Origin of the sequence: Pseudonocardia sp. Ae505_Ps2 (assembly GCF_001932425.1) — a bacterium.
Lineage (GTDB): Bacteria > Actinomycetota > Actinomycetes > Mycobacteriales > Pseudonocardiaceae > Pseudonocardia.
The window spans coordinates 2,828,486-2,849,120 of record NZ_MCIP01000001.1; the positions used below are offsets into that span (position 1 = coordinate 2,828,486).

Consider the following 20,635-nt stretch of genomic DNA (forward strand, 5'->3'; position numbering starts at 1 on the left):
GGGGCACCATCGTCCGAACGGGGGAGGACGGGGCTCGTCCTCCGATGTGGACGGTCGTACGCTGGCGCCGCGGCGGCCGCCCGGCGGCGCACGGTGGGAATGCGACTGCGGAATGCGATCCCGAATTCCCGGACACCGTTCCGGGGCGCTCCGGTGTTCAGCCGTGGGCGGTCGCCGGGGCCGGGGCCGCGACGGTCTCCGCCTTCGGCGCGGGCGTGAGCAGCACCAGGACCGTGGCGAGCAGCCCGGCGGCGCCCGCCGCGACGAAGGAGATCGTGTACGCCGTGGCCGAGGGCGGTCCGCCGTCGCCGAGCACGTAGGTCGCCGTCACCGCGGCGACGACCGCGGTGCACGAGCTCGTGCCGAGCTGCCGGGCCAGGGTGTTGAGGCTGTTCGCCGCGGCGGTCTCCGACTCCGGCACCGCCCGCATGATCGTCAGTGGGATCGCCGAGTAGGCGAGCGCGGCGCCGACCGCGGCCACGGTCGAGGCGGCCATCAGGAGCGGCACCGTCGAGGGCATCGCGGCGAAGGCGAAGTTGCCCGCCCCGAGGAGCAGCGTGCCGACCACCAGGGTGGTGCGCGGGCCCCGCAGCCGCGACAGCCGGGCCGAGGCCGAGGAGAACACCACCATCGACCCGCCCATCGGCAGCAGCACCAGCCCGGCGACGACGAGCGAGAGCCCGAACCCGTAGCCGGTCGAGACGGGGGCCTGCAGGATCTGGGTGGCGAGCACGAAGCCCGCGAACATCGCGAAGCCCACCAGCACCGAGGCGAGGTTGGTCAGCAGCACGGCGGGCCGTGCCGAGACCCGCAGGTCCACCAGCGGCGCGGGGACGCGCAGCTCGTACCAGGCGGTCGCGGTGACCAGCACCACGGTGCCGGCGAACAGGCCGAGCACGGTCGCCGACGTCCAGCCCCAGTCGTCGCCCTTGGAGATCGCCAGCAGCAGGCACACCAGTGCCCCGCCGACGCCGAACGCCCCCGGCACGTCGAACCGGCCGCCGGTGCGCAGCCGTGACTCGGCCACCAGCCGCCGGACCAGCAGGATCTGCAGCACGCCGAGCACCGCGGCCCCGGCGAACAGCCAGCGCCAGCCGGCGAACTGGGCGACGACGCCGGTGATCGGCAGCCCGATGGCCCCGCCGAAGCCGAGCGAGGACGACATCAGCCCGACCCCGGACCCGACCCGGTCGGCGGGCAGGACGTCGCGCGTCAGGCTCATCCCGAGCGCGATCACCCCGAACGCGGCGCCCTGCAGCACCCGGGCGACGAGCAGCAGCTCGATCCCGGGCGCCAGCGCGCCGAGCAGCGACCCCACCCCGACCAGGCCGAGCGCCACGAGCAGCATCCGGCGCTTGCCGAACATGTCGCCGAGCCGCCCCAGCACCGGCGCCGACACCGCGCCGGCGACGAGGTTGGCGGTGATCAGCCACGACGCCGTCGACCCGCTGACGTCGAGCAGCTCCGGGAACCGCGGCAGCAGCGGCACGACCATCGTCTGGACCAGTGAGACGAGCAGTCCGCAGGAGGCCAGGACGGTGATCGCGACGCCGGGGCGCGGCGGCGCCGGTGCGGTTCCCCCGGGGTGGGTGCTCTCGGGCTGCTGGTGCGGACGGCGTGCCCGGAACACTCGACCTCCGTGGTGGGGTGACGGATCGTGCTGACGGCGGACCCCCGCCGAAGCGGGAGTCACCCATCAGATGAGCACGCCGGTCACCCGTCCGGCAAGCCGGGTCACTCCGCGCGCGGCGGGACCGGCTCGGGCGGCGGCGGGCCGTCGTAGGCCGCGGAGGGACGGATCAGCCGGCGCTGCGCGGCCTGCTCCAGCACGTGTGCACACCAGCCGACGACCCGGCTGACCGCGAACGTCGGCGTGAACATGCTGCGGGGGATCCCGCAGCCCTCCATCACCACGCCCGCGTGGAACTCCACGTTCGCGAACAGCGGGTGGTCCGGACGCAGCTCGGCGAGGGTGGCGGCGACCCGCCGTTCGACGTCGGCGGCTCGCGCGGGCAGCGGCCCGCCCAGCTCCGCGGCCACCTCGCGCAGCAGCGCCGAGCGCGGGTCCGGCCCGCGGTAGACGGCGTGGCCGAACCCCATGATCCGCATCCCCGCGGCGAGCCGGTCGGCCACCCAGCGCTCCGGCGAGCCGCCGGCGTCACGGTCGATCGCGTCGAGGCTCTCCAGCGCGCGGTCGGGGGCGCCCCCGTGCAGCGGCCCGGCGAACGCGCCGAGCGCGGCGACCACGCAGGACGCGACGTCGGCGCCGGTGGAGGCGACCACCCTGGCGGTGAAGGTGGAGGCGTTGAAGCCGTGGTCCACCGTCGCCACGAGGTAGGCGTCGAGCGCGCGGACGTGCGTCGGCGCGGGCTCGGCGCCGGCCAGCATCCACAGCCAGTTCGCGGCGGACGACAGGTCGGTACGCGGGGCGACCGGGTCGAGGCCGTGACGCAGCCGGTGCAGCGCGGCGAGGACGGTCGGTGTCGCGGCACAGACGGTCGCGGCGTCGCGGGGGCCCGCCGTCGGGTCGTCCCAGAGCGGCCGCATCCCGTGCTGCGGGCCGAGCAGCGACAGGGCGGTGCGCAGCCCGGCGAGCAGGTCGGGCCCGCAGGCCTCGGCGATCGCGGGCAGCTGCGCGGCGACGGCGTCGGGCAGGACCCGGCGCTGCGCGGTGGTGGCGGCGAACTTCGCGAGCTCGGCGGTGCCCGGGAGGCGGCCGTGGACGAACAGGAACCACACGTCGTCGAAGGTGCGGGTGCGCGCGAGGTCGACCGCGGAGTACGGGCCGTAGTGGTAGAAGCCCTCGTCTCCGCGGACGTCCCCGATCCGGGTAGTGGTGACGGCGACGCCGCGCAGGCCCGGTGGGACCTGCGGGGCGGCGGTGCCGGTGCTGTCGGTGCTGGTCATGACCGGACCGTCCGCCCGTCGGGAATCGTTGTCAATATTGATCGGATCAATGTTGATACGGTCCATCTCGTGGAGTACCTGACCGTCGCAGAGACCGCGGAACGCCTCGGCGTGAAGCGGGAGACCGTCTACGCCTACGCCAGCCGCGGGCTGCTGACCAGCGTGCGCGGCGCGCAGCGGCGGGGCAGCCGGTTCGCCCAGGACGAGGTGGAGGCCCTCGCCGCGCGCGGCCGGGAGGCGGGGGAGCCGTCCGGGACGGTCGAGCGCATCAGGACGCGGATCACACTCGTCGCCGACGGGGGGCCGTGGTTCCGCGGGGTGGCGGCGCCGGCGCTCGCGGGGTCGGCGGACCTCGAGCAGGTCGCGGCGCTGCTGTGGGAGGTCCCGGGCCGGGTGTCGTTCGACGCCGCCCCGGACCTGCTCGCCCCGGCGCGCGCCGTGCTCGACGCCGCCCCCGCCGGGGCACGGGCGACCGACCGGTTCCGGCTCGCCGTCGCCGCGGTGGCCGCGGCCGACCCGCTGCGTGCCGCCGCCCGGCCGGGCGCGGTGGTGGCGACGGCGTCGGCGCTGCTGGGGACGGTCGTGACCGCACTCGCCGGGGACCCGGGGTCCGGACCGTCCGACCTGGCGGAGCGGCTGCTGCCGGCGCTGCTGCGTGACCCGGGCCGGGCACCCGCGTCGGCGACGGCCGGGCACGTCCGCGCCGCGCTGGTCCTGCTCGCCGACCACGGCCTGGCGTCGTCGACGGTCGCGGCCCGGGTCGCCGCGAGCACCCTGGCCGACGTGCACGCCGTCGTCTCGGCCGGGCTCGGCGCCCTGGACGGGCCCCGCCACGGACTGGTCAGCGGGCTCGCCCACCGCTTCCTCACCGAGGCCCAGGACGACCCGTCCGGCGTGCTCGCCCAGCGGCTGCGGGCCGGCGAGCGGGTCCCGGGCTTCGGGCACTCGGTGTACCGGGGCACCGACCCGCGCGCGACGGTGCTGCTCGACCGGCTCCGCGCGGACCCGGCCGCGGACCGCGTCGTGGCCTGCGTCGACGCCGTCGTCGCGGGGATGGACCGCGGTGGGGACGGCCCCGCCCCGAACGTCGACCTCGCGCTCGCCGCGCTGATGCACGCCCACGACCTGAGCCCCGACGCCGGCGAGCTGCTGTTCGCCTGCGCCCGGACCGTCGGCTGGGTGGCGCACGCCCTGGAGGAGTACGCCGAGCCCGGCCTGCGGTTCCGGCCGACCGGCGTCTACACCGGGCCGCGACCCGGGTCGACCAGCGAGGCGAGCACCACCACGTTGTCGGTGTAGCTGCGCACGCCCCGGTCGAACGTCCCGCCGCAGGTGATCATCCGCAGGCCCGCGCCGGGCAGGTCGCCGTAGACGGCCGCGGTGGGGAAGCGGTCCTTGGCGTAGCGACGGACGGCCTGGACCTCGAAGGTCGCGGCGGTGCCGTCGGCGCGGTCGACCGACACCAGGTCACCGGGGGCGAGCGCGTGCAGCCGGAAGAACGGGCCCGGCTCGTGGTCCCAGTCGACGTGTGCCGCGAGCACCGCAGGCCCCCTGGAGCCCGGCGCGGGGGCGCCGGTGTACCAGCCGGTGGCGGCACCGTCGGGTGGCACCTCCAGCGTCCCCCGCCCGGTCAGGCCGAGCGGGACGAGCCCGCTGTCGAGCCCGATCGAGGGCGCCCGCACCCGCACCGGGTCCGACGGCGGCAGCGGGGCCGCCGCCGGGCGGAGCGTGGTCGTGGGCAGCGGCGGAACCGTTCCGCCGATCGCCACCGGCGGCGCCCCGAGCGGCACGGCCAGCGCCAGCACGACGAGCACCCCCCACCACACCCGTCGCACCCCGCGCGGCCCGCGGCGGCCGTGTGGCCCGGGCAGCTCCCGCGGACCGGCCCCGCACGCGGGGCCGCAGCGCCCGCGTCCGACCGGCCTCGTGCCCGGCGGACCGGTGTGCGCGGGGGTGCGGGTCACGAGTGGCGGGTGGTCAGGGGGAGCGACGCGCGGCCGGTGCGACGCCCGCTCCACACGACGACACCCGCCCCGGCGGCGAGGACCGCACCGGTCCCGACCAGCAGGAACACCGTCGGGTCGACCCCGGCGCCGCCGGAGCCGTCACCGGCCTCGACACCGCCGCCGGGGACCGCGCGCACCTGCCCGGTGCCGGCCGCCGCGACGAGGTCCGGGCCCTCGCAGGCCCGGCCGTCGCCGTCGCGGTCCAGGTTGTTCGGGTCCGAGGGGTCGGCGGCGAGCACCGCCTGGGCCTGGGCGCGGGAGAGGTCGACGCAGTCCAGGTCGCTGCCGCGCCCGGTGGCGGGAGCACCGGCCGCGGGAGTGGTCGTCTGCGGAGCCGTGGTCGTCTCCTCGGGCGCCGTCTCCTCGGGGTCGGTGGCGTCCGGGTCGTCGTCGGCCGGCGTCGCGTCGTCGGTGGGTTCCTCGGTCGGCGGCTCCTCGGTGTCCTCCTGGGCCGGGGCCGTGACGACGCTCGTCACCGGGGTGGCGGCCGGTTCCGCGGCCGACGCCGCCCCGGCCAGCGGGAGCCCGGCGAGCGCGGCGAGGGTGACGGTGGCGGCGACGGCGCCGGTGCGGCGGACGAGCGAACGTGCGGTCATGATCCACTCCCTGTGACGAACGTGATCCTCGTGACCGGTGGGGCGAACGGGACGCCCTGTCCGATGGCGGAGAGTGAAGCGACACCCGGTCGGCGGGGCCAGACAAGTCGCCCGTACGGGGATCACCGGGGCGAGTGGTGTCGCCCGGAGTGACCGGCTCCTCGGCGTGCCGGGCGCGCCCGGGGCGTTGCGACGTCCAGGATGGCGACGTGACCACCACCCCCGTCCCGCCCCGTCGCCGTCGCCGGTCGCTCGACGACGGCGTCTCCGACGCGTTCGTCGAGCTCTGGTCCCAGCGCCGGCCGTGCGTCCTGGTGACCCTGCGCCGCGACGGCACCCCGCACGCGGCGCCGGTGGGGGTGACCGTCGACGTGGCCGAGCGCACCGCCCGGGTGATCTGCAGCGGCGGGTCGCAGAAGGCGCGCAACGTCGCCGCGGCCGGACCGGACGGGGCCCGGGTCAGCGTCACCGTCGTCGACGGGCGTACCTGGTCCACCCTGGAGGGCCGCGCCGTCGTGCGGGACGAGCCCGACGTGGTCGCCGACGCCGAGCGCCGCTACGCCGCCGAGTACAAGCAGCCCCGGCCGAACCCCCGGCGGGTGGTGCTGCAGATCGCGGTCGACCGGGTCCTCGGCAACGCCTGAGGGGATACTCGCCGGTGTGGACCTGCCGGAGACGACCTTCCTCGGCCACAGCACCCTGCGACTGCGGATCGGTGGCCGCACCGTCCTCACCGACCCGGTGCTGGCGAACTCGGTCGGACCGTTGCGCCGTACCGCGCCGGCCGTCGACCCGGCGGGGCCCGCGGGGGTCGACCTGGTCCTGATCTCCCACCTGCACGCCGACCACCTGCACCTGGCCTCGTTGCGCCGGCTGCCGCGGTCGGTCGAGGTCGTGGTGCCCACGGGGGCGGGCGACTGGCTCCGCCGCCGCGGCGTCGCCCGGGTCTCCGAGCTCGCCGTCGGGCAGACCCGCGTCGTCGACGGGCTGCGCGTCACCGGCACCCCGGCCGACCACTCCGGGCACCGGTGGGGGCCACGGTTCACCCACGGCCCGCAGGCCGACGCGATGGGCCACCTGCTGGAGGGCGACGGGCTGCGCGTCTACGTCGCGGGGGACACCGGGCTGTTCCCCGGGCTCGACGACGTCGCCGCCCAGGGTCCGATCGACCTCGCCGCGCTGCCGGTGTGGGGCTGGGGCCCGAACCTGGGGCCGGGGCACCTCGACCCGGCCGGCGCCGCCGAGGCCGTCCGGCGGCTCGCACCGGCCGTCGCGCTGCCGGTGCACTGGGGGACCCTCGCCGTGGCCGGGCTGTGCTCGGTCCCGGGGCGGACCGGGTCCCGGATGCGGGAGCTGCTCGTGCGCCCGCCGCACGACTTCGCCGACGCCGTCGCCGCGGCCGGGCTGCCCACCCGCACCCTGGTGCTCCCGCCCGGTGCCGCCGTCGGGACGCCGGCGTGAGCGCGCTGCAGCTGCTGGCCTTCGCCGCGGCCCTGCTGGGTGACCTCGTCACCTTCGCCGTCGCGCGGCTGGCCGGTGACCCGGTCCGTGCCGCGGTCGCGGGCGGGCGGCTCGGTGGTGCGCGCACCGCGGCCCGGATCGAACGCATGCGCGGCGCGTTCGCCGAGCGCGGCTGGCTGGTCGTGCTGGTCGGACGGGTCGCCCCGGCGGGGCGGGTGCCGACCCTGATCGCGGCCGCGGTGTCGGGGATGACCTGGGCGAAGCTGGTGCCCGCCGTCGCGGCCGGTGCGGTGCTGTGGACGCTGCTCTACGGCGTGCTCGGGGTGCTGACCGGCAACCTCACCGACTCCCCGGTGGTGGCGGCGCTGCTCGCGGTCGGGCTGGTGGCCGTCGTCGCCGGGGTCACGGCGCTGGCCGGACGGGTGCGGTCCCGGCTGCGGGCCCGCCACCGGGTCGGCTGAGACCGGACGGCCCACCGGCGCACAGGGAACCGGCCGGGCGCGACGGGAGGGGGGTGTCGCGCCCGGCCGGAGTGGGTGCCCGGGGCGTGGCGTCGCCCCGGGGAGATCGCATCAGTTGCCGTCGCCGAAGGGGTTGATGCCGAACGGCAGCTCGCCGGAGGAGCCGTCCTGCGGCACGGTCCGCGCCCCGTTCTGGGCGGTCGCGGCGGCGGTGTCCTTCACGCTGCCCAGGGTCACCGGCACCTCGCGGGCACCGGAGCCGCTGCCGACGGTCAGCGTGACCTGCTGGCCGGGGGCGAAGTTGCCGACCCGGGCGATCAGGTCCGCGAAGCTCGACACCGGGTACTCGTTGACCTTGGTGACCACGTCGCCCGCCTTGATCCCCGCGGTCGCCGCGGGCGAGTTCGGCTCCACCGCCGCGATCTGTGCGCCCGCGGTCTCGCTCGGGGCGCTGCGGGAGGCCGACACCGCGCCCTGCACACCGAGCTGCGGCTTGGTCGCGACGCCGGAGTCCATCAGTTCCTGGGCGACCCGCTTGGCCGTGTCGACCGGGATCGCGAAGCCCAGTCCGATCGAGCCGGAGCTCTGGCCGGCGGTGGCGATCGCGGAGTTGATGCCGACGACCTGCCCGGCCAGGTTGACCAGCGGGCCGCCGGAGTTGCCCTCGTTGATCGGGGCGTCGGTCTGCAGGCCGTTGTAGACGACCAGGGGCTGGCCGTCGCCGCCCGCGGTGACGGTCCGGTTCAGCGCGGAGACGATGCCCGCGGTGACGGTGCCGGACAGGCCCTGCGGGGAGCCGTTCGCGACGACCTGCTCGCCGACCTGCACGCTCGAGGACTCCCCGAGGGTGGCGGGCTTGAGGTCCCGGGCGCCCTGCAGCTTGATGACGGCGAGGTCGTAGCTGGGGGAGGTGCCGACGACGGTCGCGGTGTACTGCCTGCCGTCGGAGGTGGACACGGTGATCCGGCCGCCGTCGGCGGCGTTCGCCACCACGTGGTTGTTGGTGAGGATCTGGCCGTCGGAGGTCAGGATGACCCCGGAGCCCTCCGCGAGACCCTGCGCGGTGCGGACCTGGATGTCCACCGTGCTCGGGGTGATCGCGGCCGCGGCGCCGGCGATCGAGCCGTCGGCGGGGGTGGCCGGGGTGCCGGGTGCGGAGGCGCTGGTCAGCGTGGCCTGCGAGGAGGGGCCGTCGAGCACGAGGTAGGCACCGCCGACCCCGGCCGCGCCGCCGACCAGGGCGGCCGTCAGCGCGACGGCGGCCAGGCCGGCGCCGAACCGGCGCGGCGGCTTCGGTGCCGGCCCCTGCTGGGGGAACGGCGGGTAGACCGAGGTGGGCGGGCTCCCCGCGCCGTACGCCGGGATCGTGGGGTTGCTCGTCGTCGCCCACGGCGGCGGGGTCTGGGGCCCCTGGCTGCCGCCCTGCTGCCGGTGGTCGGTGTCGGTCACGGTGGTCGCCTCCTGTGCGCGGGTGCCGTCGTCGCCGGTCGGGTGGGCGGGGGCCGCCCCCTCGTGACGCGGTGCGGGCCGGACGGGGTCGGTGGCGCCGCCTGCGGTGGAGGTCCGTCCGTCGGACGGCTCGCCCGTTCCCGGCCCGTTCTCGGTCATGGTGCAACTGTGCGCCGCGACCCTGAGACGACCCTGTGACCGTGCTGGGAATCGCTCGGGCATCGGGTGAGAGTGCCCGTCGCGGCCCCGTCGGTCGGTCGGGACGCCCTGGTCAGGAGAGGGCGCCGTCCCACGGTGAGGACCCGGCCCCGGCGCGGCGAGCGCGGCCCCGCCGAGGACCCCCACCCACAGCACGGGGCGGAACCTGGACGGTCTAGGCGACCAGCTCCACGATCGTCGCGTTGGCGGTTCCGCCGCCCTCGCACATGGTCTGCAGCCCGTAGCGGATCCCGCGGTCGCGCATGTGGTGCACCAGGCGGGTGAGCAGCACGGTGCCCGAGGCGCCCAGCGGGTGCCCGACGGCGATCGCCCCGCCGAGCGGGTTGAGCACGGCGTCGTCGGCGCCCAGTTCGGCCTGCCAGGCCAGCGGGACCGGCGCGAACGCCTCGTTGACCTCGCACGCGCCGATGTCACCGATCGACAGCCCGGAGCGCTTCAGCACCTTCTGCGTCGCCGGGATGGGGCCGGTCAGCATCCGCAGCGGGTCGGCGCCGGACACGGCCCCGGAGTGGTAGCGGACGATCGGGGTCAGGCCGAGCTCGCGGGCCTTCTCCGGGGTGGTGACCAGCACCGCCGACGCGCCGTCGGAGATCTGCGAGCTGTTCCCGGCGTGGATCACCCCGTCCGCGGAGAACGACGGCTTCAGCGCGGCCAGGGTGTCGGTGGTGGTCCCGCGGCGCAGGCCCTCGTCGGCGGCGAACCCGGGCGCCCCGGGTACCTCGACGAGCTGGTCGTCGAACGCGCCGGCGTCGATCGCGGCGGCGGCGAGCTCGTGGGACCGGGCGGCGTAGGTGTCGAGCCGGGTCCGCGACAGCGTCCAGTCCCGGGCGATCCGCTCGGCGCCGACACCCTGGTTGAAGTCGCCGTTCGGGAACTCCCCGGACTCCAGGTCGGCGCGGTAGCGCTCGCGCACCAGCGGTCCGTAAGGACGCCCCAGGTCGCGGCCCGCGCCCAGCGGGACCCGGGTCATGGATTCCACCCCACCGGCGACGACGACGTCGTACTGCCCGGCCAGCACCATCCCGGCCGCGAAGTCGAACGAGGACTGGCTCGACCCGCACGCCCGGTTCACCGTCACCCCGGGCACCGACTCCGGCCAGCCCGCGGCGAGCAGGGCGTAGCGGCCGATCTGCGCGGCCTGGTCGCCGACCTGGTTCACGCAGCCCCACACGACGTCGTCGACGACGGCGGGGTCGATCCCGGTCCGCTCGACCAGGGCGGTCAGCACGGCGGCGGACAGGTCGACCGGGTGGACCTCGGCCAGCGAACCCTTCCGCTTCCCGATCGGTGTGCGGACGGCGGCACAGACGACGGCCTCGGGCATGACGGGTCCTCCTCGGTCACCGGTGACACGACTCGTTCGCGACGCTAAGCCATCGCAGGGGGTCGGCGCTGAGAGGGCGGTCACACCATCGGATGCGCATCAGGTGTCGAGCCGCTCTGGATCGATGAGGTACCGTCTCCTCGTACGCGAAGGGGAGTAGCTCCCAACGCTGCGCTCGACATACTGGTCCGCCTCGTCCTGCGACGGCCGACCCGGGCGCAGCGGCCTGACCACCACCAGGCGAGCGAGACCTTCGATCCGGATACACCGGATCGAGGGCACCCATCCTCGGTCCGGTCGAGATCGAGGGATGGACATGGATGGATTCCTGATCGCGTTCGCGGTCAGCTTCGGCGTCATCTTCGTGGCCGAGCTGGGCGACAAGTCGCAGCTCATGGCCCTCACGTTCGCGACGCGCTTCAACGCGATCCCGGTCCTGATCGGGATCACGATCGCCACCTCGGTGACCCACCTCGTGTCGGTCGCCGTCGGCTACGGCCTGGGTGCGTCGATCCCGACCGGCTGGATCGCGCTGGTCGCCGCGGTCGCCTTCCTGGCGTTCGGCGCCTGGACGCTGCGCGGTGACAGCCTCTCCGAGGACGAGGAGGCCAAGGCCAGGCGGGCCGGCGGGTCCGCCGTCGTCGCCGCGTCGGTCGCGTTCTTCCTCGCCGAGCTCGGTGACAAGACGATGCTCGCGACGATCACCCTGGCCGCCCAGCACGGCACCCTCGCCGGGTCGATCGGCATCTGGGCCGGATCCACGGCCGGCATGGTCGCCGCGGACGCGCTGGCCATCGTCGTCGGGCGCCAGCTCGGCAAGCGGCTCCCGGAGCGGGCCATCTCGATCGGCGCCGCGGTGATGTTCTTCGTCTTCGGCGCCTGGCTGCTGTACGAGGCCGTCCCGCAGGTGTGGGGCGAGAACGCCTGGGCCCGCGTGTTCGACGTCGCCGGGCACCACGGGCTCGGGTGGGCCGCGCTGGTGTTGGGGGCGCTCGCCGTGGGCGTCGGGCTGTGGTTCCGCGGTCGCGCGCACCGTGCCCGCGGGGAGCGCAGGCTCGACGTCGCCCGGAACCCGGGCAGCCCGGCCTGGTGGGCCCGCACGCTGTTCGTGCTGGCCGCGGTCCTCGGCTTCGGGGCGCCGCTGCTGGTGGCCCTCGACGTGCTGCAGCCGATCTCGGTGCTGGCCCGGCCGGCGGTCGCCGTCGTCGGGGCGGGGCTGCTGCTGCTCGGGTTCGCCGTCGTCGCGGTCGCGATGCTGCAGCTCGGCACGGTGTGGCGCCGCTCGGCCGCCGAGGCCGGTGCGGCCGCGGCCGGGGACCCGGACGCCGCACGACGCCCGGTGCTCGCCACCGGCGGGATCTACCGCCGTGTCCGCAACCCCGCGCTGACCGGCCTGATCGTCGGGTGCGCCGGGATGCTGTTCATGGCCCCGACCCTGCTCGGAGTGCTCGCCGGGGTGCTGATCCTGGTCGCGGTGCAGATCCAGGCCCGCGCGGTCTACGAGCCCGGCCTGGGCAGTGCACTCGGCCCCGAGTACGCCGAGTACCGCGCCCGGACCGGGCGGTTCCTCCCGCGGGTCCGCACCGACCGCACCCCCGCGGGAGAGGGCGATCGCACGACCGTCGGCTGAGCGCCCCGCCGACGGCCCCGCCGACTCCACGGCCCCGCTGACTCTCAGACACCGATGACTCCGCGGCACCGCCGCGCGACGACACCGCCCGCCCCAGTGCGACCGGGGCGGGCGGTGTCGTGTCCGGGGGATCCCGGGATCAGGTGTACCAGGTCGGCTCGGGCAGCTCGTCGCGCAGCACCCACGCCCCGACCTCGCGCCGCTTGTAGGCGACCGGGTCGTGCAGGGTGTGGGTGCGCACGTCGCGCCAGAAGCGGTCGAAGCCGAGCTCGGTCCGGGTCGCCCGCGCGCCGAGTCCCTCGAAGATCCCGCCGGTGATCTCCAGCGCGACCTCGGTGGCCCGCGCCTTCACCGCGGCGACGCGCACCTCGTGCTCGCCGCGCTGCTCGGCGGTCACGGCGTCGGCGTCGTCGTGCAGCCGCTGCTGCTCGGCCGCGACGGCGTCGGCCAGCGCCTCCACCGCCCAGAGCTTGGCCGTGTAGTCGCCGTAGAGGTCGAGCTGGTAGGGCTCGTCGACGGCCCGCTCGTGGCCGCCGTAGAGCCACGGCCGAGTCCGGGTGCGGGTGTACTCCGCGCCCGCCTCCAGGGCCCCGCGCGCGATCCCCAGGTAGAACGCGACGAACACCAGCTGGATCACCGGCACGTTGAAGGTGTTGTAGACGCGCGGGGCGAACACCTTGTCGGTGAACCCGGCGGCCGACGCCCACGGCACCCGCACACCCGAGACCGTGACGCTTCCCGACTCCGACAGGCGCAGGCCGATGTTGTCCCAGTCGTCGCCGTAGACGATGCCCTCCTGGGCGCTCGGCACGATGGCGAACACGTGGGTGTCGGTGTTCTCGATGACGCCCTCCAGCACGGTCACGTCGGAGACCCGGCTGCCGGTGGAGAAGCTCTTGCGGCCGTCGTAGACGAGCTCGTCGCCCTCGTCGCGGATGGTCAGGTCCTCGTCGCGGGGGTTGACCGCGCCGCCGAAGAACCAGCGTTCGCGGGTCGCCTGCTCCTCGACCGCCGCGATCTGCTCGGGCGTGCCGACCAGGCGCGCGGCCCAGAACCACAGCAGGTGGTAGCCGAGCAGCTGCCCGATCGAGCCGTCGCCGGCCGCGACCTCGCGGATCACCCGGTAGGCGACGGTCCAGTCCTGGCCCCCGCCCCCGTGCTCGACCGGGCCGAGCAGGGTGACCAGGCCGGAGGCCTTCAGCAGGGCGACCTCGGCGTGCGGGGTGGCGCCGGCGCGCTCGCGGGCGGCGGCGTCGCGGGCCAGGACGGCGCGGACCTCGCCGGCGCGGGCGATCCAGCCCGCGGCGTCGGTGGGTACGGGGTCCCAGGACTCGGTCACGGTCTCGGGACGGATCTCGGTGGTGGTCATGGGTGACTCCTCGTCGTGCAGGGAGCCGGGCACCTCGACGGCACGCCACGGGCGCCCGGGTGCGGGCGCGCCACGACGGTGCGCGGGGGAGGGGGCCCGGCTGCGGGAACGGTGCCGGGCGATCACCGGCGGGACGGACGCCCGCCGGCCGTCACACGCGGAGAGGTGCGACGGGGACGCCGGTCAGCGACAGAGCGAGGAGGTCACACGCGAGAGGTCGACGTGGCGTCGACGGGTGAGCTCGGTGTTCGGCACGGTCCCAGTGTTCGGGTAGGTCACCGCGGAAGTCAACGAGACGTTCCCGGAAATGGGACGCGGCGCGGGATGTCCGGTCAGGACGGTCCCCGGGGACGCGCACGGGCCCGGCGACGACGGTCGCCGGGCCCGTGCGGGCAGGTGTCGGTCGGACGCCGCCGGTCAGACGGCGGTCAGCTGCGGCTCGCGGGCGGCGAGCTCGGCCTCCTTCTCCCGGATGATCGGGAGCACCTTCGCGCCGAAGTACTCGACCTCCTCCTGGAAGTGCAGGAAGCCGAGCAGCAGCAGGTTCGCGCCGCGCCGCTTGTACTCGATCGCGCGGTCGGCGATCTGCTCCGGGGTGCCGATGAGCTGGGTCCGGAAACCGTCGTTGTACTGGACGAGGTCCTCGAAGGAGGAGTCGGCCCACATGCCGCGCTTGTCGCCGGTGGAGTTGCCGGCCTGCTGGACGGCGTCGCGGAAACCCTCGACGGCCGGCCGGTTCGCCTTCTCGATGATCTCGCGCAGGGTGTCCCGGGCCTCCTTCTCGTCGTCGCGGGCGATCATGAAGCCGTTGAGGCCGAACCGGACCGGCTGCAGACGCTCGGCGGTCTTCGCGTGGCCGAGGACCTCCTCGACCTGCTCGGAGAAGCCGTCGTAGTCCTTGCCGTTGGAGAAGTACCAGTCCGACACGGTGCCGCCGTTGTAGCGGGCCGCGGTGGAGTTGCCACCCTGGAAGATCTCCGGGTGCGGACGGCCCGGGACATCGAGCGGGCGCGGCTTGAGGTCGAAGTCGCGGATCCGGTAGAAGTCGCCGGCGAACTCGGCGCCACCGTCGGAGGTCCAGATCTCGCGCAGCACCCGGATGAACTCGTTGCTGCGGCGGTAGCGCTCGTCGTGCTCGAGCCACGGCTGGCCCATCGCGGTGAACTCGGCCTTCAGCCAGCCGGAGACGACGTTGACCGCGAGCCGGCCGTTCGTCAGGTGGTCGGCGGTGGCGACCCACTTGGCCAGCACCGAGGGCTCCCACAGGCCGGGGTGGACGGCGGCGATCACCGTGAGCCGCTCGGTGGCCAGCCCCAGCGCGAGGGAGAACGCGGTGGCCTCGTGCTGGTGGTCGGCGCCGTAGCTGGCCATGTAGCGGATCTGGGACAGCGCGTACTCGAAGCCGTTGTTCTCGGCGGTCTGCGCCAGCTTCTTGTTGTACTCGAAGCCCCAGTCGGTGCGCTGTTCGATGGTGCTGGTGACCAGCCCACCGGAGACGTTCGGGACCCAGTACGCGAACTTCAGCGGCTCCTGGATCCGGGTGTTGGGCGTGGTGTCGAGAGCATCGGACACGGGAGACTCCTCGGGGGTGTGCCGGGCACGGCAGACGGGCGCACGACGGCGCCGGAAAGAGAGGAAAGAGGGAGGAAACGGACCTGCGGTGACGCGATCAGCGACAGGCCTGGCTCACGACGACGAGGTTGTCGACGTGACGGCGTCGGGTCAGCAGGAAGCCGGTCACGGTCCCACCGAACCCGCAGAGCCGGTGGGTGTCAACCGGATGCCGGGGAGATCACCGCGGGGCCCCCACCGAGATCCGCGAGGACGTCGTCCGCGGGACCCACGCCGGCCACCACGGGCCGCCCTAACCGACGTGCACCACGGGGCGCCGGGCCACGTCGGGCTCGGCCTTCCGCAGGATCTCCCGGGTGATCGGCGCGACCTCGCCGACCCCGGTGAACAGGTACCGGCCGAAGTGGCGCACCGGGTTGCCCTCGGTCCAGTCGAAGTAGGCGTGCGGGGCGGTGCCGGTGACGTCGCGCAGGTGCAGCAGCAGCGCGGCGATCGCGTTCGGGACCGAGGGCGCCGACGTCGTCAGCACCCGGTAGGGGCCGCGCCGCTCGCCGCGCACGGTGATGCCCGACTCGAACTCCGACGGGTCGGTGACGGTGACCTCGACCAGCACCACCCGGTCGGGGTCGGGGATGTGGTGGTCCTCGGTCTCCTCGGCGAGCTTCTCCCGGTACTCCTCGTCGCGGGCGACGCTGTCCCGCTCACCGGGGCGAGGCTCGTGCGCGACCAGGCGCAGCGGCCGGCCGGAGCCGGAGCACTCGTCGAGGAACCCGCGGGCGGTGTCGTCGAGGGTGACGTCGGTGACGCGCAGCTCGAACGCGCGCAGGGTGCGCGACAGCAGCGACACCACCAGGATCCCGGCGATGAAGCAGGCGGCGATCTTCACCCCCTCCGGCCGTTCGACGACGTTCGCCACCGTCGTGTAGACGAACACGAGCGCGATCAGCACGAACGCGACGACGGCCGGGCGGCTCCCGGTGCGCCGCACCGACAAGGCGACGGCGACCGCCGCGGAGGTCATCAGCACCAGCACGCCCGTGGCGTAGGCCCCGCCCTGGGCGTCGACGTCGGCGTCGAACAGCACGGTCACCCCGAACGCGACGACCAGCACCACCAGGACCAGCGGCCGCGCGGCCCTGGCCCAGGACGGCGCCATGCCGTAGCGGGGCAGGAACCGGGGCACCAGGTTGAGCAGGCCCGCCATGGCCGAGGCCCCGGCGAACCACAGGATCGCGATCGTGGACAGGTCGTAGACGGTGCCGACGACGTTCCCCAGGTCGCGGTGGGCGAGGAACGCCAGCGCCCGGCCGTTCGCCTGCCCGCCGGGGGCGAAGTCCGCCTCGGGGATCAGCAGCACGGTCACGACGCTGGAGGTCACCAGGAAGGTGCTCATGATCAGCGCGGCGACGGTGAGCAGCCGCCGGGTGCCCGCGATCCGGCCCTCCGGGCGGTCCTCGGTGTCACCGTCGCGGCCCCGGACCAGCGGCATCACCGACACCCCGGTCTCGAACCCGGACAGGCCCAGCGCGAGCTTGGGGAACACGATCAGCGCGATCCCCACCATCAGCAGCGGGTCCGGGTAGCGGGACACGAGCAGCGCCGACCAGTCCGCGACGACGTGCGGCGCCGTGACGATCCGGACCAGCCCGTCGACCACGACGACGGCGTTGAGCACCAGGTAGACCGCGACCAGCGCGACCGCGATCCGGATGGCCTCGGAGAACCCGGCGAGGAACACCCCGCCGAGCAGCGCGAGCAGCAGCAGCGTGATCAGCACGTTCTGCCCCTGCAGCGCGGCGGGGGCCAGCGGGTTCTGCACCAGGTGCGCGGTGGCGTCGGCCGCGGACAGCGTCATCGTGATGAGGAAGTCGGTGGCCGCGAACCCGAGCAGGACCAGGACGAACACCTTGCCGCGCCACCCGGGCAGCAGCCGCTCCAGCATCGCGATGGAGCCCTCGCCGTGCGGGCTCTCCCGGGCGACGCGGCGGTAGACCGGCAGTGCGCCGAGCAGCGTCACCGCGACCAGGACCAGGGTGGCGACGGGGGAGAGCACGCCGGCGGCGAGCGCCGCGATCCCCGGTTGGTAGCCCAGCGTCGAGAAGTAGTCGACGCCGGTCAGGCACATGACCTTCCACCAGGGATGGCGCGGGTGCTCCGGCTCGGGCCGGGTGTGCGGCCCGTGCCGTTCGGGCCGGTGCGCGTCCTGCAGGAGCCAGGAGCCCACCCGGTCGCGGACCCGTCGCGGGGTCTTGGTGATCGCCACCGGCCCAGGATTGCGCCCCGACACGGTCGTCGCCAGCCATGACGTGATCCGCTGCGCGCGCGGTGATCCGTCGTGCGCGTGCGTCCGGATGCGCGCGGCGAACGGATCACCGCGCGCACCGTGGGCAGCGCTGTCGTGCCGACGACGCCCCGCGGCCGGTGCGGCCGCGGGACGTCGTCGGGGTCGCCGTCCGGGTCAGACCGTCTCGGACTCCCGGTCGCCGCGCTGGGCGCGGACCGCCCGGAGCACGACCGGGGCGACCAGCAGGATCGCGATCAGCGAGTACACCACCACCGCCAGCGGGGTGGAGACCAGCGTCGTGACGTCGCCATCGGCGATCTGCAGGGCGCGGCGCAGCTGCAGCTCCGCATCCGGGCCGAGGATGACCCCGATGATCGCCGGCAGCACCGGCAGCCCGAACCGGCGCATCAGGAACCCGATCCCGCCGATCGCGAGCAGCACCAGCAGGTCGACCGGCTGGCCGGACACGGCGTAGGCGCCGACGCAGGCGAAGAACAGGATCCCCGCGTACAGGTACGGCCGCGGGATCCGCAGCAGCTTCGCCCAGGCCGGGGCCAGCGGCAGGTTCAGCACCAGCAGCATGACCAGGCCGATGAACAGGCTCGCGATGAGCGTCCAGACCAGGTCCGGCTCCTTCTGGAACAGCAGCGGGCCGGGCTGGATGCCGAACTGCTGGAACGCGGCGAGCATGACGGCGGCGATCGCCGTCGTCGGCAGGCCGAGGGTCAGCATCGTCGCCAGCGTCCCCGCCGACGACGCGCTGGCCGCCGACTCCGGCCCGGCGACGCCCTCGATGGCACCCTTCCCGAACTGCTCCGGGTGCTTCGACAGCTTCCGCTCCGTCACGTACGCCATGAACGTCGACATCTCGGCGCCGCCGGCCGGGATCGAGCCGAAGCCGAACCCGATGAACGGTCCGCGCAGCCACGGCTTCCAGGTGCGCCGCAGGTCCTCGCGGCCCAGCCACGGACGGCCGACCGGGATGACCTCCTGCGGGCGTCGTCGCAGGTGGGCGGCCACCCACAGCGCCTCGCCGATCGCGAACAACCCGACCGCGACGATGATGACGTCGATGCCGTCGGCCAGCTGCGGCACCCCGAAGGTGAGCCGCGGCTGCCCGGAGATCGGGTCGAGCCCGACCAGGCCGATCGTGAGGCCCAGCGCGAGCGCGGCGAACCCGCGGACCCGCGAGGCGCCCAGCACGCCGCTCACGGCGACGAAGGCCAGCACCATGATCGCGAAGTAGTCCGGGGCGCCGATGTCGACGGCCACCGAGGCGATCAGCGGGGCGACCAGGACCAGCCCGGTCACGCCGACGATGCCGCCGATGAAGTGCCCGATCGCGGCGGTGGCGAGCGCCTGGGCGCCGCGCCCGGACTTCGCCATCGGGTTGCCCTCGATGGCCGCCATCACCGACGCGGACTCGCCGGGGGTGTTGAGCAGGATCGACGTCGTCGAACCGCCGAACATGGCCCCGAAGTAGATGCCGGCGAACATGATGAACGCACCGGTCGGGTCGAAGGCGTAGGTCACCGGCAGCAGCAGCGCCACCGCCATCGCCGGGCCGATGCCCGGCAGCACGCCGATCGCGGTGCCGAGCAGCACCCCGAACGCGGCGAACAACAGGTTCTGCGGGGTCAGCGCGTGCGCGAACCCGTTCATGAGCAGGTCGAACGTGCCCATCAGCACTGCACCTCGGTCATCCCAGAACCCCCATCAGCGGGCCGCCGGGCAGGTCGACGCCGAGCACGGCGTCGAACAGCACCCAGGTCAGCAGTGAGACCCCGGCGGCGATGCCGAGGTCGCGGAGCACCGCGCGCGAGCCGAGCGCGTAGGTGGCGCCCGCGAACAGGACGGTCCCGGCGATCGGCCACCCGGCGAGCGGGATCAGCGCCGCCGTCGCGACGATCACCCCGGCCAGCATCCCGACCGTGCGCAGGTCCATCGGCACCTCGAGGTCGACGTCCTCGCCGCCCTCGGCCTCGCCGCGGCCGCCTCGCAGGACGTCGACGGTCAGCAGCGCGGCCAGCACCAGCAGCGCCGCGCCGAGCACGAACGCGACGGTGCGCGGCCCGAGCGGGTCGGACGCGGTGCCGCCGCCGCCCTCGGCGAGGGTGTCGCCGAGCACCAGCAGGCCGGTGAGGGCCAGCAGGACCGACACACCCAGCTCGGAGTGCTCCTTCCACCAGGAGCGGGCGGTCCCGGTGTTCCCGGTGTCCCCGATGGTCGTCACGTCAGCCCCAACCCGGTCAGCACCCGCTCGACGCGGGCGTCCTCGTCGGCCAGGAACCGGCCGAACTCCGGCCCCGGCAGGTAGGCGTCCTGCCAGCCGTTGCGTGCCAGCACCTCGCGCCACTCCGGCGTCGTGTGCAGCTCGGCGTAGGCGCGCTCCAGCTCCGCGACGCCCTCGGGGTCCAGCCCCGGCGGCGCCACGACGCCGCGCCAGTTGGTGAACTCGACGTCGATGCCGGACTCGCGCAGTGTCGGCGCATCGAGGCCGGGCACGCGTTCGCCCGCGGTCACCGCGAGCACCCGCAGGTCGCCCGAGGCGATCTGGTCGGCGAACTCGCCGAGCCCGGACACCCCGAACGCGACCTTGCCGCCGAGGACCGCGGCGAGCAGCTCGCCGCCGCCGTCGTAGGAGATGTAGTTGACCGCACGCGGGTCCACCCCGGCTCCCTCGGCCATCAGCATCGGGGCCAGGTGGTCCGGGCCGCCGGGGGAGGAACCGCCGCCCACCGGGGTCTTCCCGGGCGCCGCCCGCCAGGCGGCCAGCAGGTCGCCCACGTTCCGCAACGGCGAGTCACCGGGGACGACGACGATCTCGGTCTCCTCGGTCAGCCGCGCGATCGGCGTGGTCTGCTCCAGCGTGGCCGGCGAGTCGTTGGAGTACACGCTGCCGACCACACCCAGGCCCATGCTCATCACGAGCCGGTCGTCGCCGGCTTCGTTGACGGTCCGGCCGAGCCCGACCGTGCCGCCCGCACCGGGCAGGTTGAAGACCTCGACCGACCCGGTCAGCCCGGCGTCCTCCATGGCCTTGGCCGCGCTGCGGGCGGTGACGTCGTAGCCGCCGCCGGGGGCGTTGGGGACGAGCATCCGCAGTCCGCGGAGCTGGGTGCCGTCGCCACCGCCGCCGATCGCACCGACCGCGGGCGGGACGAGCAGCAGGGCGGCCAGGACGGCCAGGACCGTGCCGACGAGAGGTCCGACCCGGGGCCGCGGCACGGGCGGCGCGGGGTCGTCCGGCGTGGGCCGGTGGTGCGAGGGCGGTTCCTGCGACTGCGGAGGGGCCGTCGACTGGGGCATGTGCGTCCGATCTCACCGTTGCGAAGCGAACGCGCTGAAGTGTGCGGG

The 20,635-nt window shown here is 74.9% G+C and carries 17 protein-coding genes; 5 read left to right on the plus strand and 12 right to left on the minus strand.

All coding sequences use genetic code 11. The features are described from left to right. Positions 1-157 precede the first annotated feature (157 nt). Together Ae505Ps2_RS13615 and Ae505Ps2_RS13620 are read right to left on the minus strand one after the other, a co-directional pair. Positions 158-1,630, minus strand: a complete 1,473-nt coding sequence (locus Ae505Ps2_RS13615) for an MFS transporter (RefSeq protein WP_075553673.1) — start codon at positions 1,628-1,630, stop codon at positions 158-160. 104 nt (positions 1,631-1,734) lie between these two features. Next, complete coding sequence (locus Ae505Ps2_RS13620) at positions 1,735-2,907, minus strand: citrate/2-methylcitrate synthase (RefSeq protein WP_075307880.1); 1,173 nt, start codon at positions 2,905-2,907, stop codon at positions 1,735-1,737. Positions 2,908-2,976: 69 nt separating this feature from the next. Here Ae505Ps2_RS13620 and Ae505Ps2_RS13625 point away from each other — a divergent pair, with 69 nt between their 5' ends. Beyond that, positions 2,977-4,206, plus strand: a complete 1,230-nt coding sequence (locus Ae505Ps2_RS13625; protein WP_212567634.1) for a citrate synthase — start codon at positions 2,977-2,979, stop codon at positions 4,204-4,206. Here the strand turns inward: Ae505Ps2_RS13625 and Ae505Ps2_RS13630 are convergent. Both Ae505Ps2_RS13630 and Ae505Ps2_RS13635 read right to left on the minus strand, forming a co-directional pair. Continuing rightward, positions 4,146-4,871 carry a class F sortase gene (locus Ae505Ps2_RS13630; protein WP_249265264.1) on the minus strand — a complete coding sequence of 242 codons (726 nt, stop codon included), beginning with the start codon at positions 4,869-4,871 and terminating at the stop codon, positions 4,146-4,148. The two genes, Ae505Ps2_RS13625 and Ae505Ps2_RS13630, sit on opposite strands and share 61 nt — an antisense overlap. Beyond that, on the minus strand, positions 4,868-5,509 hold the full coding sequence (locus Ae505Ps2_RS13635; RefSeq protein ID WP_075307878.1) for a hypothetical protein: 642 nt from the start codon (positions 5,507-5,509) through the stop codon (positions 4,868-4,870). The genes Ae505Ps2_RS13630 and Ae505Ps2_RS13635 overlap by 4 nt, the downstream gene beginning before the upstream one ends. 209 nt (positions 5,510-5,718) lie before the next feature. On the opposite strand from Ae505Ps2_RS13635, the gene Ae505Ps2_RS13640 reads away from it, so the two are divergent. Genes Ae505Ps2_RS13640 through Ae505Ps2_RS13650 form a run of 3 tightly spaced genes read left to right on the plus strand, consistent with a single transcriptional unit; the run spans position 5,719 to position 7,431 of the window. Further along, positions 5,719-6,153, plus strand: a complete 435-nt coding sequence (locus Ae505Ps2_RS13640; protein ID WP_020622685.1) for a TIGR03618 family F420-dependent PPOX class oxidoreductase — start codon at positions 5,719-5,721, stop codon at positions 6,151-6,153. A 16-nt stretch (positions 6,154-6,169) separates the two neighbouring features. After that, positions 6,170-6,970, plus strand: a complete 801-nt coding sequence (locus Ae505Ps2_RS13645; RefSeq protein ID WP_075307876.1) for an MBL fold metallo-hydrolase — start codon at positions 6,170-6,172, stop codon at positions 6,968-6,970. Beyond that, complete coding sequence (locus Ae505Ps2_RS13650; protein ID WP_075553674.1) at positions 6,967-7,431, plus strand: VTT domain-containing protein; 465 nt, start codon at positions 6,967-6,969, stop codon at positions 7,429-7,431. Before Ae505Ps2_RS13645 ends, Ae505Ps2_RS13650 begins: the two co-directional genes overlap by 4 nt. Positions 7,432-7,542: 111 nt before the next feature. On the opposite strand, the gene Ae505Ps2_RS13655 is transcribed toward Ae505Ps2_RS13650, so the two are convergent. Both Ae505Ps2_RS13655 and Ae505Ps2_RS13660 read right to left on the minus strand, forming a co-directional pair. Further along, positions 7,543-9,039 (minus strand): trypsin-like peptidase domain-containing protein, encoded by a 1,497-nt coding sequence (locus Ae505Ps2_RS13655; RefSeq protein WP_075307874.1) that lies wholly within the window; start codon positions 9,037-9,039, stop codon positions 7,543-7,545. Positions 9,040-9,253: 214 nt separating this feature from the next. Beyond that, positions 9,254-10,423, minus strand: coding sequence for a thiolase family protein (locus Ae505Ps2_RS13660; protein WP_075333070.1), 1,170 nt, complete (start codon positions 10,421-10,423; stop codon positions 9,254-9,256). Between the two features lie 316 nt (positions 10,424-10,739). On the opposite strand from Ae505Ps2_RS13660, the gene Ae505Ps2_RS13670 reads away from it, so the two are divergent. Next, positions 10,740-12,053, plus strand: a complete 1,314-nt coding sequence (locus Ae505Ps2_RS13670) for a TMEM165/GDT1 family protein (protein ID WP_075312242.1) — start codon at positions 10,740-10,742, stop codon at positions 12,051-12,053. Positions 12,054-12,192: 139 nt separating this feature from the next. Here Ae505Ps2_RS13670 and Ae505Ps2_RS13675 read toward each other — a convergent pair whose 3' ends face one another. From Ae505Ps2_RS13675 to Ae505Ps2_RS13700, 6 genes are all read right to left on the minus strand, one after another. Further along, positions 12,193-13,422: an acyl-CoA dehydrogenase family protein gene (locus Ae505Ps2_RS13675; RefSeq protein WP_075307870.1), complete on the minus strand. Its 1,230-nt coding sequence runs from the start codon at positions 13,420-13,422 to the stop codon at positions 12,193-12,195. A gap of 417 nt (positions 13,423-13,839) precedes the next feature. Then, positions 13,840-14,958 (minus strand): dimethylsulfone monooxygenase SfnG, encoded by a 1,119-nt coding sequence (gene sfnG / locus Ae505Ps2_RS13680; protein WP_043276063.1) that lies wholly within the window; start codon positions 14,956-14,958, stop codon positions 13,840-13,842. A gap of 328 nt (positions 14,959-15,286) precedes the next feature. Further along, complete coding sequence (locus tag Ae505Ps2_RS13685) at positions 15,287-17,257, minus strand: amino acid transporter (protein WP_233147443.1); 1,971 nt, start codon at positions 17,255-17,257, stop codon at positions 15,287-15,289. Positions 17,258-17,452: 195 nt separating this feature from the next. Next, positions 17,453-18,961, minus strand: a complete 1,509-nt coding sequence (locus tag Ae505Ps2_RS13690; protein WP_075312238.1) for a tripartite tricarboxylate transporter permease — start codon at positions 18,959-18,961, stop codon at positions 17,453-17,455. A 16-nt stretch (positions 18,962-18,977) separates the two neighbouring features. Next, the gene (locus Ae505Ps2_RS13695; protein ID WP_075307868.1) at positions 18,978-19,511 is read right to left on the minus strand and encodes a tripartite tricarboxylate transporter TctB family protein; all 534 of its coding nucleotides are present in this window, start codon (positions 19,509-19,511) and stop codon (positions 18,978-18,980) included. Next, positions 19,508-20,587 carry a tripartite tricarboxylate transporter substrate binding protein gene (locus tag Ae505Ps2_RS13700; protein ID WP_083695641.1) on the minus strand — a complete coding sequence of 360 codons (1,080 nt, stop codon included), beginning with the start codon at positions 20,585-20,587 and terminating at the stop codon, positions 19,508-19,510. The genes Ae505Ps2_RS13695 and Ae505Ps2_RS13700 overlap by 4 nt, the downstream gene beginning before the upstream one ends. Positions 20,588-20,635 lie beyond the last annotated feature (48 nt).

Coding starts and splice junctions, on each gene's coding strand:
- Ae505Ps2_RS13620 (WP_075307880.1), bottom strand. CDS start 2,907: ATGACCAGCACCGACAGCACCGGCACCGCCGCCCCGCAGGTCCCACCG.
- Ae505Ps2_RS13635 (WP_075307878.1), bottom strand. CDS start 5,509: ATGACCGCACGTTCGCTCGTCCGCCGCACCGGCGCCGTCGCCGCCACC.
- Ae505Ps2_RS13655 (WP_075307874.1), bottom strand. CDS start 9,039: ATGACCGAGAACGGGCCGGGAACGGGCGAGCCGTCCGACGGACGGACC.
- Ae505Ps2_RS13660 (WP_075333070.1), bottom strand. CDS start 10,423: ATGCCCGAGGCCGTCGTCTGTGCCGCCGTCCGCACACCGATCGGGAAG.
- Ae505Ps2_RS13670 (WP_075312242.1), top strand. CDS start 10,740: ATGGATGGATTCCTGATCGCGTTCGCGGTCAGCTTCGGCGTCATCTTC.
- Ae505Ps2_RS13675 (WP_075307870.1), bottom strand. CDS start 13,422: ATGACCACCACCGAGATCCGTCCCGAGACCGTGACCGAGTCCTGGGAC.
- Ae505Ps2_RS13690 (WP_075312238.1), bottom strand. CDS start 18,961: ATGGGCACGTTCGACCTGCTCATGAACGGGTTCGCGCACGCGCTGACC.
- Ae505Ps2_RS13700 (WP_083695641.1), bottom strand. CDS start 20,587: ATGCCCCAGTCGACGGCCCCTCCGCAGTCGCAGGAACCGCCCTCGCAC.